The sequence below is a fragment of the Pseudomonas frederiksbergensis genome, from assembly GCF_000802155.2.
Taxonomy (GTDB): Bacteria; Pseudomonadota; Gammaproteobacteria; order Pseudomonadales; family Pseudomonadaceae; genus Aquipseudomonas; species Aquipseudomonas frederiksbergensis_A.
On record NZ_JQGJ02000005.1, the window covers coordinates 115,980 to 132,459 of the forward strand.

Below are 16,480 nucleotides of genomic sequence, written 5' to 3' on the forward strand. Positions count from 1 at the left end.
CTTACAGTTCCATCTCGGCCAACAGGCGCTGCATTTCGTCCAGGGCTTCGTCGGTCGACGGCCCCTGGGGTTTTTCGATCTGTTCGGCGAGCGCGGCGATCGTCGGGTTCTGGAATAGGCTGCGCAACTCAAGCTTGACGCCAAAACGGCTCTCGACCTGGGTCATCAAACGCATGGCCAACAAAGAATGGCCGCCCAGCTCGAAGAAGCTGTTGAACACCCCGACCTGCGGCAACGCCAGCAGCTCCTGCCAGATGTCCGCCAATTGCCGCTCCAGTTCGTTGCGCGGCGCCACACCCTGGATCGCCACCGGCTGCGGGGCCGGCAAGGCCTTGCGATCGATCTTGCCGTTGGCATTGAGGGCAAACCGTGGCTGTTCGATGAAGCCGGCCGGAATCATGTATCCCGGCAGTACGCCTTCCAGATACCGACGCAGCGCCGCCTGATCGACCGGGCTCGGTGCCTGCAACCAGGCAAACAGGCTCTGGCTGCGGGCATCGATCATCACCACCGCTTCTTCCACGCCGGGGTAACGGCGCAACAGAGATTCGATTTCACCGGGTTCGATGCGGAAACCGCGCACCTTGACCTGGAAGTCACCGCGTCCGACATAGGCCAGCCGCCCATCGTGGCGGCGGCGCACCAGGTCGCCAGTGCGATACATGCGGCTACCCGGCTCACCGGCATATGGGTCAGGCAAATATGCCGCCGCCGTGGTAGCCGGCGCGTGCTGGTAACCCCGGGTGACGCCGGAGCCGGCGATATACAGCTCACCCGTGGCGCCCAGTGGCACCGGACGGAGCATGTCGTCGAGCACGTAGCAGAGCGTATTGAGCAGAGGCATGCCGATATCGGCGACGCCGGACGGCACGTCCTGCAATGCCTGGGTGGTCGACCAGACGGTGGTTTCCGTCGGGCCGTAGGCGTTGATCAGCGCCACGTCACGGCCCCGCAGTTCGTTCACCAGCTCACCGGGCACCGCCTCGCCACCGATCAGGCCACGCAGCGGCGGCCAATCGGCCTGGCCGGTTTCCAGCAGGATCTGCCAACCCGCGGGGGTCGCCTGGAATACCGTGGCCCGGCGCAGCAGCGCGAACAACTGATGCCCATCGACCACCTGCTCGCGGCGCGCCAGCAGGATGGCCGCGCCGTTGACCAGCGGCAGGAACAGCTCCGGCTTGCACATATCGAAGGCGTACGTGGTGCTGGCGAGCCAGACATCTTTCGCGCCAAGGGGCAGCAAGCGATCGAGGCCGGCCAGCAAGTTGCTCAGGTTGCCACGGTTGACCTGCACGCCTTTCGGTGTGCCAGTCGAGCCCGAGGTGTAGATCACGTAGGCGCGCTGCTGCGCATCGATCGGCAATGCAAGATTGGCGTCGCTGCGGGTGTCCAGCGGCAACCGGTCGAGCAGAATGTGATCAACGCCGCCCAAGGCCTCGGCGCAGAGGCTTTCAGTGAGCACCAGGGCCGGGCGCGCATGCTCGATGATGAAGGCCAGGCGCTCGCTCGGGTGCTGCGGATCCAATGGCAGGTACGCCGCGCCGGCCTTGTGGATCCCGAGCAGCGTTGGCAGCAGCCATGGGCCACGGCTCAGGCAGACCGCAATCAGATCATCCGTGCCGACACCTTGCGCCCGCAGCCAATGGGCCAGGCGATTGCTGATGGCATTGAGCTGCGCATAGGTCAGTTGTTGGTCCTGGCAATCCACCGCCAGCGCATCGGGCGTCAGGACGGCCTGCGCTTCGAAGCGGACGATGAGGTCCACTGCCGGCGTCAAGGATTGCGCCGGACAATTCCATGGACGCTGGGCCAAGGCATGGTCGGCGTTGGCCAGGTCGATATCCCAGAGGCGCGCATCCGGTTCTTGCAACATGCCTTCGAGCAGATAGCGGAACTCATCGGCATACCGTTGCGCGGTCTGTGCCAGGAACAGATCGGTGTTGTATTCCAGCACGCATTGCCACTCCTCGCCCTGCTGCTCGATGTGCAGGCCGATGTCCACCAGGGCACTGTCGCTTTCGACGTTGAGCCGTTGCGCCGGCAAGCCGGCGAAGCGTTGTTCGAGCGTGGCGTTGGCATCGCGCTGGATCAGGTTGAACAACGCCTGGAACAGCGGCGTGTGGCTGAGATCGCGGCGCACCTGCAAGGCTTCCACCAAGCGCTCGAACGGCACGTCGGCATGCTGTTGCGCCGCCAGGTGCGTGGCGTGCAACTGCTGCCAGAACTGCTCGACCGATTGCTGGGGATCGAGGTGGCTGCGCAGGACCTGGGTGGTGGCGAAATAGCCAATCAGATTGTCGGTGTGGGCCTGATGACGATGAGCGACCGGCAGGCCGATCCAGATTTCCCGTTGGCCCGAGTGTCTGGCCAACAAGGTTTTCCAGGCCGCCAGCAACGGTGCGAAAGCGGTCAGGCCAAGGCGCTGCGCCGTCTCGCGCAGGTGCTTGACCAGCGTCGCCGGCAGGTTGAAGCGCAGGCGCTGGCCCTTGTAGCCCTGCTCGGCGGGCCGCGGCATGTCGGTTGGCAGGTTCAGCACCGGCGGTTCGCCCGCCAGCGTGGCTCGCCAGTAGTCAAGCTGCGACTCGATCCGCGCCTGCCCCACCGGGCTTTGCCAACTCGCCGCGATGTCGGTGAACTGCAGCGGCAAGGCTGGCAGGCACGCCTCGCGCTCTTCCAGCAACGCCTGGTAGATCACTTGCAGTTCATTGAAGAGAATCTCCAGCGAACGCGCATCGGCGATGATGTGGTGCAAAGTGACTTGCAGCACGCTGCGATCCTGGCCCACATACACACGCACCCGCCACAGCGGCGGCGCGGTGAGGTCGAATGGGCGCTGCGCCTCCTGGCTGAGCTTTTGGGTGAAGCCACTCGCATGTTCGTCTATTTCCAGCGACTCGAAGCTCAGCGCCAGGGTGCCGAGGTCGTCGACGTGCTGGCGTGCGCCGTCGGCGGTGTCGCTGAACACTGTCCGCAGGCTGTGTTGGCGAACCACCAGTTGCGCCAGCGCCTGTTCCAGCAAAGCCGGCTGCAGGAGCCCGTCCAGGCGCAAGGCCAAGGACAGGTGATAGGCCTGGGTGTCGCCCTGCAGACGGTCGAGGAACCACAAGCGTTGCTGAGTGAAATGCAACGGCGCCGAGGGTTCTTCGAACGCACGCAGAATGCCGTCGGCCTCAGTGCTGGCCTGGGCCAAGGTGGCGGCCAGGTCGCGCAGCACCGGTTGTTCGAAGACGTTGCGCAATGGCAAGCGTCGGCCATGCTGTTCGGCGATTCGTGCCACCAGCCGCGCCGCCAGCAACGAATGTCCGCCGAGGGCAAAGAAGTTATCCTCGGCGCCAACATCGGTGCATCCCAACAACTCCTCCCAGAGCCCGGCCAGGGTCCGCTCCCACTCGCTCGACAGCGCGCCCTGCTGGCCGTCACGCTGCTGCGGTGCCGGCAGGGCCTTGCGGTCGACCTTGCCGCTGGGGCTCAACGGCAGGGTCTCGAGGCGAACGAACTGGCTAGGCAGCATGTAGTCCGGCAACTGCGCGCCAAGGTTGGCGCGCAGCGCCGTTTCGTCCAGTGCGTCGCCAGCGTAGTAACCCACCAGCCGCGCCGATTCACCGTTACCCAGCAGCACCACGGCCGCCTCGCGAACCCCGGGGATGCGGGACAGCAACGCTTCGATTTCGCCCAGCTCGATACGGAACCCCCGCAGCTTGACCTGGAAATCCAGGCGTCCGAGGTAATCCAGGCTGCCGTTGCTATTGCGGCGCACCCGGTCACCGGTACGGTACATGCGCGCGCCGGCCACGAAAGGATCCGGCAGGAACGCGGCGGCGGTCAGGCGCGCGGCAGCGAAATAGCCTCGACCCAGGTTGGCCCCGGCCAGGTACAGCTCACCGGGCACACCGGCGGCGACCGGTTGCAGGTCGGCGTCGAGCACGTAGGCGGCGGTATTTGCCACCGGTTGCCCGATCGGCACCTCGACGGCGCTTTCGTTGCCGCTGCGTACTTCGAAGGTGCTGTAGACGGTCGCTTCCGTCGGGCCGTAGCCGTTGATGACGTTGGCCCCCCTGCCCTCGATGGCTTCAGCCAGTGCGCACGGCAAGGCTTCGCCACCGGAGATGGCGCGCACGCCCTGCCAACTGCGCGAAGTGTGCGCCACCAGCATGCGCCATGTGGCCGGCGTGGCCTGCATGACGGTGGGTTGTCCGGTGATCAGCAACTGATCGATCGCTTGCGGATCCCGCGCCTGTTCCCGATCGGCCAGGAGGATGCTGGCGCCATGGGCCAGGGGCAGGAGCAACTCGACGATGGCAATATCGAACGTCGCGGTGGTCAAGGCCAGGACCCGGTCACTGGCCGTCATCGGCAAGACCTGTTCGACAGCCAACATCAGGTTCATCAAGTTGCCACGGCTGATTGCCACGCCTTTGGGCTGGCCGGTGGAACCGGAGGTGTACAACACGTAGGCGAGCTGGCCGGGGATGCAGGCCACAGGCTTGCGCGTGCCGGTCGAGCCGCTGGCGTCGATGTCGAGCAACGGCAGCCCGGTGTTCCACTGCGCCAATACGTTAAGGCTCGCCGCGGTACCCAGGCATAACGTGGGCTGCGCCGCTTCGAGAATGTAGCGGCCGCGCTCCGGCGGCGTGTCCTCGGCCAACGGCACGTACGCCGCCCCGGCCTTGAGCACTGCCAGCATCGCTATGGGCAGGCGTGCATCGCGGGGCAGGCTCAACGCCACGCGGTCTTCGACACCGACGCCATGGGCCTGCAACGTCGACGCGAGCGCCTCGGCGGCCTGGTCGAGTTCGGCGTAAGTCAGGTGCTGATTGCCTGCGACGACGGCAATCGCCTCGGGCTGGCGGGCAACCTGGAGCGCGAAGGCTTCGAGCATGTCCTGCTGACCAGCCACCGCGCGGCCATCGATCCGCGCCAAGGCCCGTTCAGCGCTCTGCCATGCCAGTTCACCCAGAGGCTGGGCGGCTTGCTCGATCAACGCATCGAGCAATGCCAGGTATTGCTCGGCCATGCCTTGCACGGTCTGCTGGCGGAACAGATCGCGGCTGTATTGCAGGCTCAGGCTGATGCCATGCTCGCTGTCGCGCACGTCCAGGTGCAGGTCGCACAAGGCGCTGTCCGGGCGGTTGTCCAGCGGTTCGGCGATGACGTCGGTGAGCTCGAAGCGCTCCAGGGCGTTGCCCGGGAAGTAGTTGAACATCACTTGGAACAGCGGGTTGTAGCTCACCTGCCGGACCACGCCCAGCTGTTCGATCAAGTAGTCGAACGGCAAGTCCTGGTGGGACTGGACCGCCACGGACAAGGCCTGCAATTCGTTCATCAGTTGCAGCGGGCTGCGCTCGCCGGAGAGCTTCTTGCGATACACCAGGGTGTTGACGAAGCAACCCACCAGCGGCTGCAAGACCGCATGGTGCCGGTTGGCCGCCGGGACGCCGACGAGGATGTCGTCTTCGCCGCTGCGGCTGCGCAGCAGCAACTGGAAAGCGGCCAGCAGCGGGATGAAGTTGCTCCAGCCGTGGCGGGCGCTGAAGGCCCTGAGCCGTGCCGCCAGCTCGTCAGGCAAGCGACACTCGACACGTCCACCGGCCTGGCTGGCCTGGGCGGGACGAGGAAAATCGGCGGCCAGGTCGAGCACCGGCAGCTCGCCGGCCAGTTGTTCGCGCCAGTAGGCCAGCTCTTGCTCGCACGCCTTGCTGCCCATCCACTGGCGCTGCCACACGGCGTAGTCGGCGTATTGCATTGCCGGGGCGGGCCGCGGGGTCGCCAGGCCCCGGCGCCGATTGCGGTACTGTTCGCAAAAGCCGTCGATGATCAGCTGCAGGGACCAACCATCGGCAACGATGTGGTGGCAATTCAACGACAGGACAAACGCCTCCGGCGCCAGGCGATACAGCCTGGCGCGCAGCAGCGGCGCCACGTCGAGGGCGAACGGCGTCATCGCGTCCCGGCGCAGTCGTTCGTGCAGCGCGTCTTCGCTCGCCACATCGATGACCGGCAAATCAACTTCGCTGTGCGCCAGGACAACCTGGCTCGGCCCTTGAGCCGCACCGATGAACCCGGTGCGCAGCACCTCGTGCTGGTCGAGGACCGCTTGCAAGGCAGCGCGCAGGTCAGCGACGTGCAGCTCGCCCGTCAGGCGCACGGCGCCGGCCAGGTTGTACGCCGGACTGTCGGGGTCGAGTTGTTGCAAGAACCACAGCCGTTGCTGGGCAAACGACAGCGGCAGCGTTTCCGGGCGCGGCAGCAAGGTCGGCGACGGTTTTACCGCGCCCGCCTGGTTCTCCAGCCAATCGGCCATGGCGGTGATGGTCGGACGTTCGAACACGACCCGCAACGGCAGGTCCTTGCCGCTGAGCTTGCCGATCAGGCCGATCAGTTGGGTTGCCAGCAGCGAATGGCCGCCCAGCTCGAAGAAATTGTCCTCGACACCCACCTGGCCCAGGCCGAGCACGCTCTGCCAGGCTTCCACCAACTGGCCTTGCAACTCGCTGCTCGGCGCCACATAGCGGGCCTGGCTTTGCGCGGCGAAGTCCGGCGCGGGCAGCGACTTACGGTCGATCTTGCCGTTGCCGTTGAGTGGAAAACGTTCCAGGAACACGAATGCGCTCGGGATCATGTAGGCCGGGAGATTGCCCAATACATGCTCGCGCAACGTCTCGATGCCGCAGGCCCCATCGGCCACGATGTAAGCCACCAGCACCTTGGCGCGTTGCTGGTCGTCACGGGCCACGACCACGGCTTCGCGCACGCCGCGGTACCGGGTCAGGCAAGCCTCGATCTCGTCCAGCTCGATGCGGTGGCCACGAATCTTGACTTGGTGGTCGGTGCGTCCGACGTATTCCAGGTCGCCGTTGGGCAGGAAGCGCGCCAGGTCACCGGTGCGGTACAGGCGCGAACCGTCGTTGGCGATCGGATCCGGCAGGAAGACTGCCGCGGTGCGTGCCGGATCGGCCATATAGCCGCGCCCGACGCCGACGCCGGCGACGAAGATTTCCCCGACCGCGCCCACCGGTATCGGCTGCAAATCAGCGTTGAGCAGGTACAAGCGATTGTTCAGCGTGGCGCGGCCGATCGGTACGTTGATGCGTTGTTCCGGCAAGCGTTCGAGCAGCGGATGAAAGGCCACGTCATCGGAGCATTCCGCCGGCCCGTAGGCGTTCATCAGCGGGATCGCCGGATAACGTTCGAACCAGCGACGCGCCAAGGCTGGCGGCAAGGCCTCGCCCGTGGCGAGCACCCAGCGCAGGGACGAGGTTTCCAAGCCGGCGTCGAGCAGGCTTTGCATCAATGACGGCACCGCTTCGAGGATGCTGATGCCGTGACGTCCGATGGCCGAGGCCAATGCCTCGGGGTCCTGCACCACGCAGTCGCCGAGGATCACCGTGCGCGCACCCAACACCAGGCCGGCGAGGGTTTGCCAGACGGAAATGTCGAAGCACTGCGGCGCGGTCTGGGCGATCACGTCGTTTGCATCGAGCCCCAACCCCGGCAGTTTGCCGAGGATGTTATTGAGCATGCCCGCCTGCGCAACCATTGCACCCTTCGGCGTGCCGGTGGAGCCAGAGGTGAAGATGCAATAAGCCAACGATGTGTCGTGCACGGTGACGTTCAGGTCATCGTCGCCGTAGCTGCAAAGTACCGAAGGGTCGTAGCGCACGGCCTTGGGGCGCTGGTCGAGCAGGTCGAGGGCCTGCATCGCCAGTTCGCCCTGCCCTGCGCTATGAATCAGCAACGGCGTGCGGCTCTGGCGCAGCACCTGGGCCAGGCGCTGGGCCGGGTTGCGCGGATCGAGCGGCAGCCAACCGGCACCGGCCTTGAGCGTGGCGACAATCATTACCACCAGGTCCAGGCCCCGTTCGTCGAACACCGCGATCAGATCGTCACGGTTCACACCTTGCGCGCGCAAATGTCGGGCCAGTCGGTTGGCGGCGCGGTTCAACTGATCGAACGTCAGGGTTTGCTCGCCGTGGACAATGGCGATGCGTGCCGGGGTCTGGCGAACCTGTTCCTGGAAACGTTCGATGTACAACGGTTGCAGCAGTTGTTCGTCGGGTTCCAGTCCGCCACCGGCCCAGACCTCGTGCTGGTGGACGATTTCACTTTCATCGAGCATTGCCAGTCGATGCAACGGCGTGCCGGCATTTGCGCCGAGGGCTTCGCCCATGTTCAATAACAAGGTGCGGAAATGCCGCAGCATCTGCTCGACTTCTTCACGCAGGAACCAATCGGTTTGGTAGGTCAACTGCAGGTGCAGACGCTCACCTGGCACGATCACCACGGTGATCGGGTAGTTGGTGTGGGTACGGTTGGCCATGTCGCTGATCAGGTAGTCCAACTGCCCCTGGCGCAAGTCGGCGGCAATGGGCGCGTTCTCGAACACGAACAGGCTCTGGAACAGATCCTGGCGCTGCACATCGCTCCAACGCTGGATGTCCGCCAGGGAAACACTTTCATGCTCGCGCAGGCTGAGGTTCTCGGTCTGCAAGGCTTTCAGCCACGGCCCGAGCCCTTCCTGCGGGCCATAGCGCCAGCGCAGCGGCAAGCTATTGATGAACAGGCCGACGATGCTTTCCATGCCTTGCAGGTGCACCGGACGGCCGGCGACGGTGATGCCGAATACCAAGTCGCGATCGCCGCTATAGCGCGCCAGCAACAAAGCCCAGGCGCCTTGCACCAGGGTGTTGAGGGTGAGGCCATGTTGGGCCGCAACGCTCTGCAACGCCTGGGTCTGCCCGGGTTCCAGGAACTCGACACAGTCCTCGACCGGTTCGGCAGCGCCTTGGATGCGGCCAACATGACCGAAGCCAAACTCGTTCGGCGTGTCGAAGCCCGCCAGCCGCTGTTGCCAGAAGGCTTGGTGATCTTCCGGTTTCTGGGTCTCCAGCCAGCGGATGAAATCGCGATAAGGGCGCGGTGTCGGCAGGTTCAGTCGACGTCCTTCCCGGGCGGCGCGGTAGCCGTTGAGGAAGTCCATCATGATGATCGAGAAGCACCAGGCATCCATGAGGATGTGGTGGTAGCTGCGCACGAACTGGTAGGTGTCGGGTGCCAGTTTGTACAGCCTGACTCGCATCAGTGGCGCTTTGGTGAAGTCCAACCCTTCGGCGCGTTCTTCGCTGAGCAACTGCTCGAGGCGATCCTGTTGCTCGCCTTCGCTCAGGTGCGACCAATCCTCGAAGGTGATCGGCAGTTCGACCTGCTTGTGCACCACCTGCATCGGGCGCTTCTGCTGCTTCCATACGAACGAGGTGCGCAGCAGTTCATGGCGCTCCACCACCTGCGCCCAGGCCTGGCGGAATGCCGCGAGGTCCAGGTCCGGCATGACCATGACATGGCGATATTGCAGCAGATACATGCCCTTGCCCGGGTGCATCAGGCTGTGGAACAACAATCCTTGCTGCATGGGAGCCAGCGGGTAAATAGCTTCGATGTTGCGCGAAAGAGCCTTGACCTTGTCGTTCATGCTGACGGTATCCGAACCTGTAATGTTTGGGACGCGGGGGCTCATTGCTCTAGTTGCTCGAGCAGCCCCAGGAATTCATCGTCGGACAGGCCGGAGTCGGCGAAGTCCGAAGCCGTGGCGCGGCCCACCGACGGGGCCTGGCAGTGGTCCAGCAACGCAGTGATCCGCTGCTGGAACTGGCGCGCCAGTTCGTCCACCAACACCGGGTCGTGGACCTTCGGCGCATAACGCCATTCGACGTGTAGCTGGCCTTCGTTGACCAGCGCCGTCACGTCCAGCCAATGGGTGCGGCGGGTGCTTTCGGCACGCATTGCGGGGCACACCGGCCGCGCCAGGCGCCAGAGGCTCGATGCGCCGATCCATTGGTCGACCCGCCCCAGGTAGTTGAAGGTCAGCAGCGAGGCTGCTCCCAGGCCATGGGCCGGATCCTGGCGCAACAGGCCGTAGCCGATGCCTTGTTCAGGGACGCGGCGCAGGGCTTCCTTGGCCGCGATGATCGAGGCTTCCGAGTCCCGGGCAGTGTCAACCGCGAGCGGGTAGCGGCTGGTGTGCCAACCGATCGAGCGCGACAATTCGGGGCCCTGCTCCCAACCGCTGCGCCCGTGGCTTTCCAGCTCAAGGGTGACGCGCTCACGGCCCTGCCATTGGCCGATGACACCGGCCAATGCGGCCACCAGCAGATCCTGGACCTGGGTGCCGTAGGCCGCGTGACAATCGCCCAGCAGCCATTGCGTGTGCTCGACCGACAGCTGCATGTCCAGTGTGCGGCTTTCGCCGTACGGATTGGGCTGTCGAGGAACGCTCTGCTCGGCGGCCAACTGCTCCTGCCAGTAGCCAACCTGGGCCAGGACGGCAGGCTCGCGCCGATGCTCCTGCAAGGCCTCGCTCCATGTATGGAGACCCGCCGAAACGGCAGGCAACGCCACGTTCGGTTGCAGGTAGAGACTTTCCAGCTCTTGCAGCAGAACCTGCCAGGACACTGCGTCGACAAGCAAGTGATGCGCCGTGCACAACAACGCCTGGCTCTGGGGGAAATACACCCAGCGAATCAAAGGCGCCTTGCCCAGATCGAAGCCTTGTTGCCAGCGTTTCAACAGCGCGTCATCCAACGCTCCGTCCTCGACCTGGAACAACCCGTCGAGCTGGCTTGGGGAAAACGCCTGGTAGCGCTGCTGCCAACCTTGCGCCGACGCTTCGAAGACCAGGCGCAAGCTGGCATGACGCTGCAGCAGCGCGCCGACGGCCTGGGCAAATCGCGCCTGTTCCAACGGCGCGTTCAACGCCAGCAGCAACGATTGGTTCCAGTACCCGGGCTCGGCTTGCTCCTGGGCGAAAAACCATTGCTGGATCGGTGTCAGGGGAAACGCTGTGGCAGGTTCGAGTACGGCCGATGCAGCGCCCTCCTTCACGGCGCCGAGATCGACCACCTGCCCGGCCCAACCGCGCACGGTCGGGAACTCGAAAATCTGCTTGGGCTTGAGTTGCAGCCCCTGCTGCTTGGCCCGGGCGATGATCTGCAAACTCAGGATCGAGTCGCCACCGACACTGAAGAAATTGTCATCGACCTGCAGTCCGGGGTTATTGAGAATCTCGCGAGCGATGTCGAGCAGACGCTGCTCAAGGCTGCGCTGTGGCGTTTGTACCACTCGAGCCAAGGCGCGCACGGTCTGTTCGGCGAACAACTGCTTGGGCGTCATCCGGATATCTTGCTGGCGCGCCAGGGCAATGATCTGCAGGCCGAGAATCGAGTCGCCGCCCAGGGCAAAGAAGTTGTCATCGGGCCCCAGGTCGGGATTGCCGAGCAGCCCGCGCCAGATGTCGAGCAACGCGCTTTCGACCGCGTCCAAGGGTTGCTCGACAGGAGCCGTCGCCGACGTTGTCGCCGGCGCTTGCTCGGCCAACTGCAGCAATGCCTTGCGGTCGACCTTGCCGTTGGGCAACAAGGCAAACCCATCGAGGCAATGCCACTGGGCCGGTTGCATATAGTCCGGCAGTTGCGCTTGCAGGGCGGCTTGAATATCAGCCAGCGCGCTCGCCGGCGCGACCAGGAACGCCACCAGGCGGTTGCCCGTCAACGGCGAAGGGCTATTCAATACCTGCACATCGCTGACCTGCGGCATCGCCCGCAGTCGTGCCGCGACTTCCGCCGGCTCGACCCGATAACCGCGGATCTTGACCTGCTCATCGAGCCGACCGAGAAACTCCACCTGCCCTTGATGATTGAGCCGCGCCCGGTCGCCGGTGCGATAGCCATGGGCTCCGAAGCGGCTGCGGTCGGCGTCGCTGGCGCTGAGATAACCCAGCGCAACCGTCTTGCCCTGCACGCAGAGTTCGCCACTCACGCCGATTGGCAGCAGGCGGCCATCGGGGGAACGGACGCTGACCTGGACATTGGGCAACGGTCGACCCAACGGTGCCGCGCCTTTGATATCGATCTCATGGGTCAACACCCCGACGGTGGTTTCACTGGGACCGTAGTGGTTGACGATGCGCAGGTCCGGCTTCAATGCCCGCAACCGCGAAACCACTTCATGGCCCAAGGCTTCGCCACCGGTTACCAGGCATTGGCGCGGCAATAAGCGTTGCGGATCGTTGGCGACCAGCAAGGCGTTGAGGTGTGACGGTACGATTTTCAGCAGGTCCACGGGCTCGCGTTCAAGCACAGCCGCCAGCTCTTCGGCGTCGAAGGCCAGTTCCTCGGCCAACAGCCGCAGGCGACGGCCGCTGAGCAAGGCACCGAACAAGGCCGTGTGCCCCAAATCCGTGGCGCAACTGGCCAGGCTGGCCAGGCTGGCATCGGCCGGCAGGCCCAGGCGTTCCAGGCAGCCGGTCACGTAATGGACCAGGTTGCCCTGGCTGACCGCCACGCCTTTCGGCCGGCCGGTGGAGCCGGAGGTGTAGACGACGTAGGCTGGCAGGTCCGCGGCCAACGACGCGCGCAACGGCGATTCGCTCAATAACTCGGCACCTGGCAACGATAGCCAGCGCACCGAATCCGGCAACCAACCGGGACGCAGCCCTTCACCAACCCAGACCTTGGGCATCGCATCCTGGCAGATGTCCTGCAAACGCGACTGCGGCCACTGAGGATCGAGGGCCAGGTAGGTGGCGCCGCACTGCCAGGCCGCAAGCATGTGCATCACCAGCTCGCGGCTGCGGGGCAGGCACAAGGCGATGCGCGCGCCCTCCAGGTTCGCGCCTGCCTGCAAGCGCTCGCCACGGGCCACCACTGCCCGGCCGAGTCCGGCATAGCTGAGCGTGCCTCGCTCGTCTTGCAGGGCAATCGACTCGGGCTTTTGAACGCACTGTTGGACGAAGGCCTGCCAAGCGTTGTTGACCGGGACCGGCAGGTCCTCGCCACTGAGGATCGATTGTTGCGCGGGCGGCAGCCAGTCGAGCCCGGCGAACGGCACGTCCGGCTGCTCGATGACCGCGTGGACCAAGGCAACGAACTGATCGCGATAGCGCTCGACCGTTTCACGGCGATACAAGGCCTTGCTGTAGCGCCAGCGGCAAAGGAAGCCCTCCTCCTCGTCGACCACCACCATGTTCAATTCATGGGCCGCGCCGCGCTGCTCCGACAGCAGGCGGTCAACGTACTGTTCGAACGGCGCGATGCGCTCCTTGTTGAGGGTGAACATGTGCTGGAACAGCGGCGCCCGACCCACTTGCCGTGGCAGCTCCAACTGCTTGACCAGGCGCGAGAACGGATAGTGACGGTGTTGCAGGGCTTGCTTGACGGAGGCATCCACTTGCCTGGCCCAATCGCCGCTGGACAGCTCGGGTTGCAAGCGGCAGCGGATCGGCAGCGGGTTGACCAGGTAGCCCGGCAAATGGACGTGCTCGCGGCGCAGGCGCCAGCCGCTGGGCGTGCCCAGGACGAAGTCATCCTGCCCGGACAACACGCCGAGGAACTGCTGGAACAACGAGAACCAGCAGATGTAAGGCGTCACGCCCCATTGACGGGCCACGGCACGAATCCGCACCGTGGTGGCCGGGTCGAAACGAACCGACAGCTCGCCTCCCTGGAACGCCTGGTTGCTGCCGTAGTGGAAATCGGTCGGCAATTCCAAGGCCGGGGCACCGTCCAATTGCGCTTGCCACCATGCCAGCTCCGCCGGTTCGGCGGCTTCGCTGCGCACGTGCAAGTCGCTGCAATAATCGCGATACGCATCCGGGTTCACAGCGGGCAATGCTTGCTCGTTGATCAGCGCGAAGAGTTCATTGAGCACGATGTAGAAGGTGGCCAAGTCGGCGGCGATGTGATGAATCACCAGCAGCACGCTGTGCTCGACACGTCCGGCCTGGGTGTTGCTCAACAGGACGACCCGACTGACGTCGCCGGCTTCCAGGTTGAATGGTTTATCGGCCCACTCAATGATGCGCTGCTGCAATGCCTGCGCGTCGACCGCCTGCAACGTCACGCGCTCCAGCGGCCGGACGTGCTCGCGATGGCTCCACTGCAACAGGTCGCCATTGCGTTCGGCATAGGCGGTACACAGCATCGGATAACGTCGCTGCACCGTTTCCCAGGCGCCTTGCAGGCGCTGGGGCAAATCCTCCGTGACGAACTGCGCCTTGATGCGTCCGGCGTAGGCAATGTTATAGGCGCAGCTGTCCGGCTCCAGGCGCTGCAGGAACCAGAGCGCCTGCTCGTTATCGGTCAGCGGGCGTGCCGCAAAATAATCGGGGTGCAAGGCCAGCCATTGCAGCACATCGGCGCGATGCGTCGTCAGTTCGCGCGCCAGTTCATCGTCCAGAGCCTTGGGTGATCCGGGGGTGATAACCAACTGGCCTTCGGCTTCCGACAGGCGAATTCCACGCAGCCAGCAGCGATGCATCAGGCGATCGAGCATTTGATGTCCTTCATTTTTGCTTGTTTGGAATAAGCCGCCCAATGCGGCGGCTTAATGCAAGTGCGTCGGGCTCAACCCGCCGGAGCAGGCTCGGCCATGGCAACCACGACCTTTCGTGCGCCCTGGAATGTCGAGCGGCCGTGGGCCACCAGCATGTTGTCGAGCATCAGCACGTCACCCGCCTGCCAGGGGAAGCTCACCTGGCAGCGCTGCAATACCGCACGAACATGCTCCAGGGCATCCAGCTCGATAGGCGAGCCATCGCCATAGAAGACGTTACGCGGCACGCCCTCTTCGCCCACGATGGAAATCAGCGTCTCACGCACGGGCGCGGCAAGGTTGGAGATATGGAACAGATGCGCCTGGTTGAACCACACCCACTCCCCGGTCACCGGGTGTTGGGCCACGGCCTGGCAGACCTGGCGCGTGGACAGCTCGCCGTCATCCTTCCATTGGAACTGGATCTGGTTGGCGCGGCAGAAATGTTCGACTTGCGCACGGTCTTCGGTGCTGAACGCCTGTTGCCAGGGCAAATCGAGACCGTTGCCGTAGTTGCGCACGTACATCAGGCGCTTCTCGGCGAACCGTTGGCGGATCGCCGGATCGAGTTGCTGGTAGACCTGGCGGCTGTCGGCGATGGGGGTTTCGCCGCCCACCGCAGATGCCTGTACGCAGTGGAACCAGATCTTCATCGGCCAGTTGAGCGAGTAGGACTGCTCGTTGTGCAGCGGGATCACCTGGTGGGCCGGGTATTCGGTGGAGGTGTAGACCCGGTTGTTGAGCTTGGTGCGCGGCGTCGAGGCGTAGTCGTAGGTCAGCAATTCGTGACCGAAACTGCGGGCGAATACTTCGAAGTCCGCCTCACCATTGAACGCAAAACCACGAAACAGGATGCCGCCGACACGCGGCAACTCGGTCTCGACCGCCTGCAGGATCTGCGCTCGGCTGTCCTGCCAGGCGGCACCACTGGTTGGCGCCTGGAAGATGAACGGCAAGGTCCGCTCGTTGCCCGGCAAGCCTTCCATGGATTGAACCTGTGCACGCGCCAAACCAGTTTCCATTTTGTGATCCCTCGCCATTCCGATGAGCGTGTTTTTTTCGAGAGCACAAACTAATACAAACGAGTAACAACCGCAATAGAGAATCATTGTCATTAATGACGTTTGTATGACAATCGACACAAATCATTTGGCCTGGAGCACGCTCTCCCGTTCAGCGATATGGGACATCAACAGGTAGGCGGAACCCAGCAACCCCTGCATCGTATCGGCGTAGCGGCTGCGGTTCAGATAGAGAAACTGGCGGTTCTTCACCGCAAACAGGTTCTGCCATTGAGGCGACTGGCGAAACGCCGCCGTGCTGGCCTCCGAATCGAGCAGTTCTTCGTAGGTATCGATAATGAAATCACTGTCGAAGTCGCCGATTCGCTCCAGGCTGTACGGCACGTTCTGGCGCGCTTCACGATAAGCGGCGACACGGCCGAGGCCGAAATCAGCGATGACGTCATCCATTCCGCCCCGGCCGATCAGTTGGAAACCGTCGGTATAGACCTCAAGGGTCGTGACAGTGATGCGCGAAGGGTCTTTGACCCGCTTCTTGAACTCGCTGACGACCCACTCGTACTCGCGGAGCATTTCTTCATAGCGTTGCTGCTTGCCCACCAGCTCGGCCAGTTGCTTGGCGTAGGTCTTGATGTCACTTTCCCGCGAAGGCAACAGCACGACCGGTGCGATTTTGCTGAGCTTTTCCTTGAGGTCGGCGTGATAGGACAGGCCGACGATCAGGTCAGGCTTCAGGGCGGCAATGGCCTCCAGGTCAGGCGACTGGTGCGAGCCGATGTACTGGATTCCGGTCACATCGAAGCGCTCCTGGGCTCCGCGAAACAGCACGTCCGAAAACAGCTTCTTGCGCCCTGTCGAGCCGCAGGGCTTGATCCCCAACTCCAGCAACTGAGTGGTCAGGCTGAAGTCGTGCAGGGAGACGATGCAACGAGGTGAGACCGGCACTTCGACCCGGCCGAAGCTGTTCTCGAACACCTTGGTTTCAGCCGCGCCGACGTGCATGGACATCAACGCCAACGGCACGCACAGCATGCCCACCAACCCTTGGAATATTGCTTTCACCCTTCCCCGCACGCGTTTGCCTCCAATAATTTAAA

General features: G+C 64.0%; 4 protein-coding genes. All 4 read right to left on the reverse strand.

Annotated elements, in window-relative coordinates:
* Position 1: 1 nt before the first annotated feature.
* Complete coding sequence (locus JZ00_RS11680; RefSeq protein ID WP_052742306.1) at positions 2-9,466, reverse strand: non-ribosomal peptide synthetase; 9,465 nt, start codon at positions 9,464-9,466, stop codon at positions 2-4.
* Between the two features lie 41 nt (positions 9,467-9,507).
* Positions 9,508-14,322: a non-ribosomal peptide synthetase gene (locus tag JZ00_RS11685; protein WP_039589896.1), complete on the reverse strand. Its 4,815-nt coding sequence runs from the start codon at positions 14,320-14,322 to the stop codon at positions 9,508-9,510.
* A 71-nt stretch (positions 14,323-14,393) separates the two neighbouring features.
* Entirely contained in the window at positions 14,394-15,383 is a 990-nt protein-coding gene (locus JZ00_RS11690; RefSeq protein WP_052680794.1) for a TauD/TfdA family dioxygenase, read from the reverse strand.
* A gap of 123 nt (positions 15,384-15,506) precedes the next feature.
* Positions 15,507-16,445 carry an ABC transporter substrate-binding protein gene (locus JZ00_RS11695; RefSeq protein WP_235433074.1) on the reverse strand — a complete coding sequence of 313 codons (939 nt, stop codon included), beginning with the start codon at positions 16,443-16,445 and terminating at the stop codon, positions 15,507-15,509.
* Positions 16,446-16,480 lie beyond the last annotated feature (35 nt).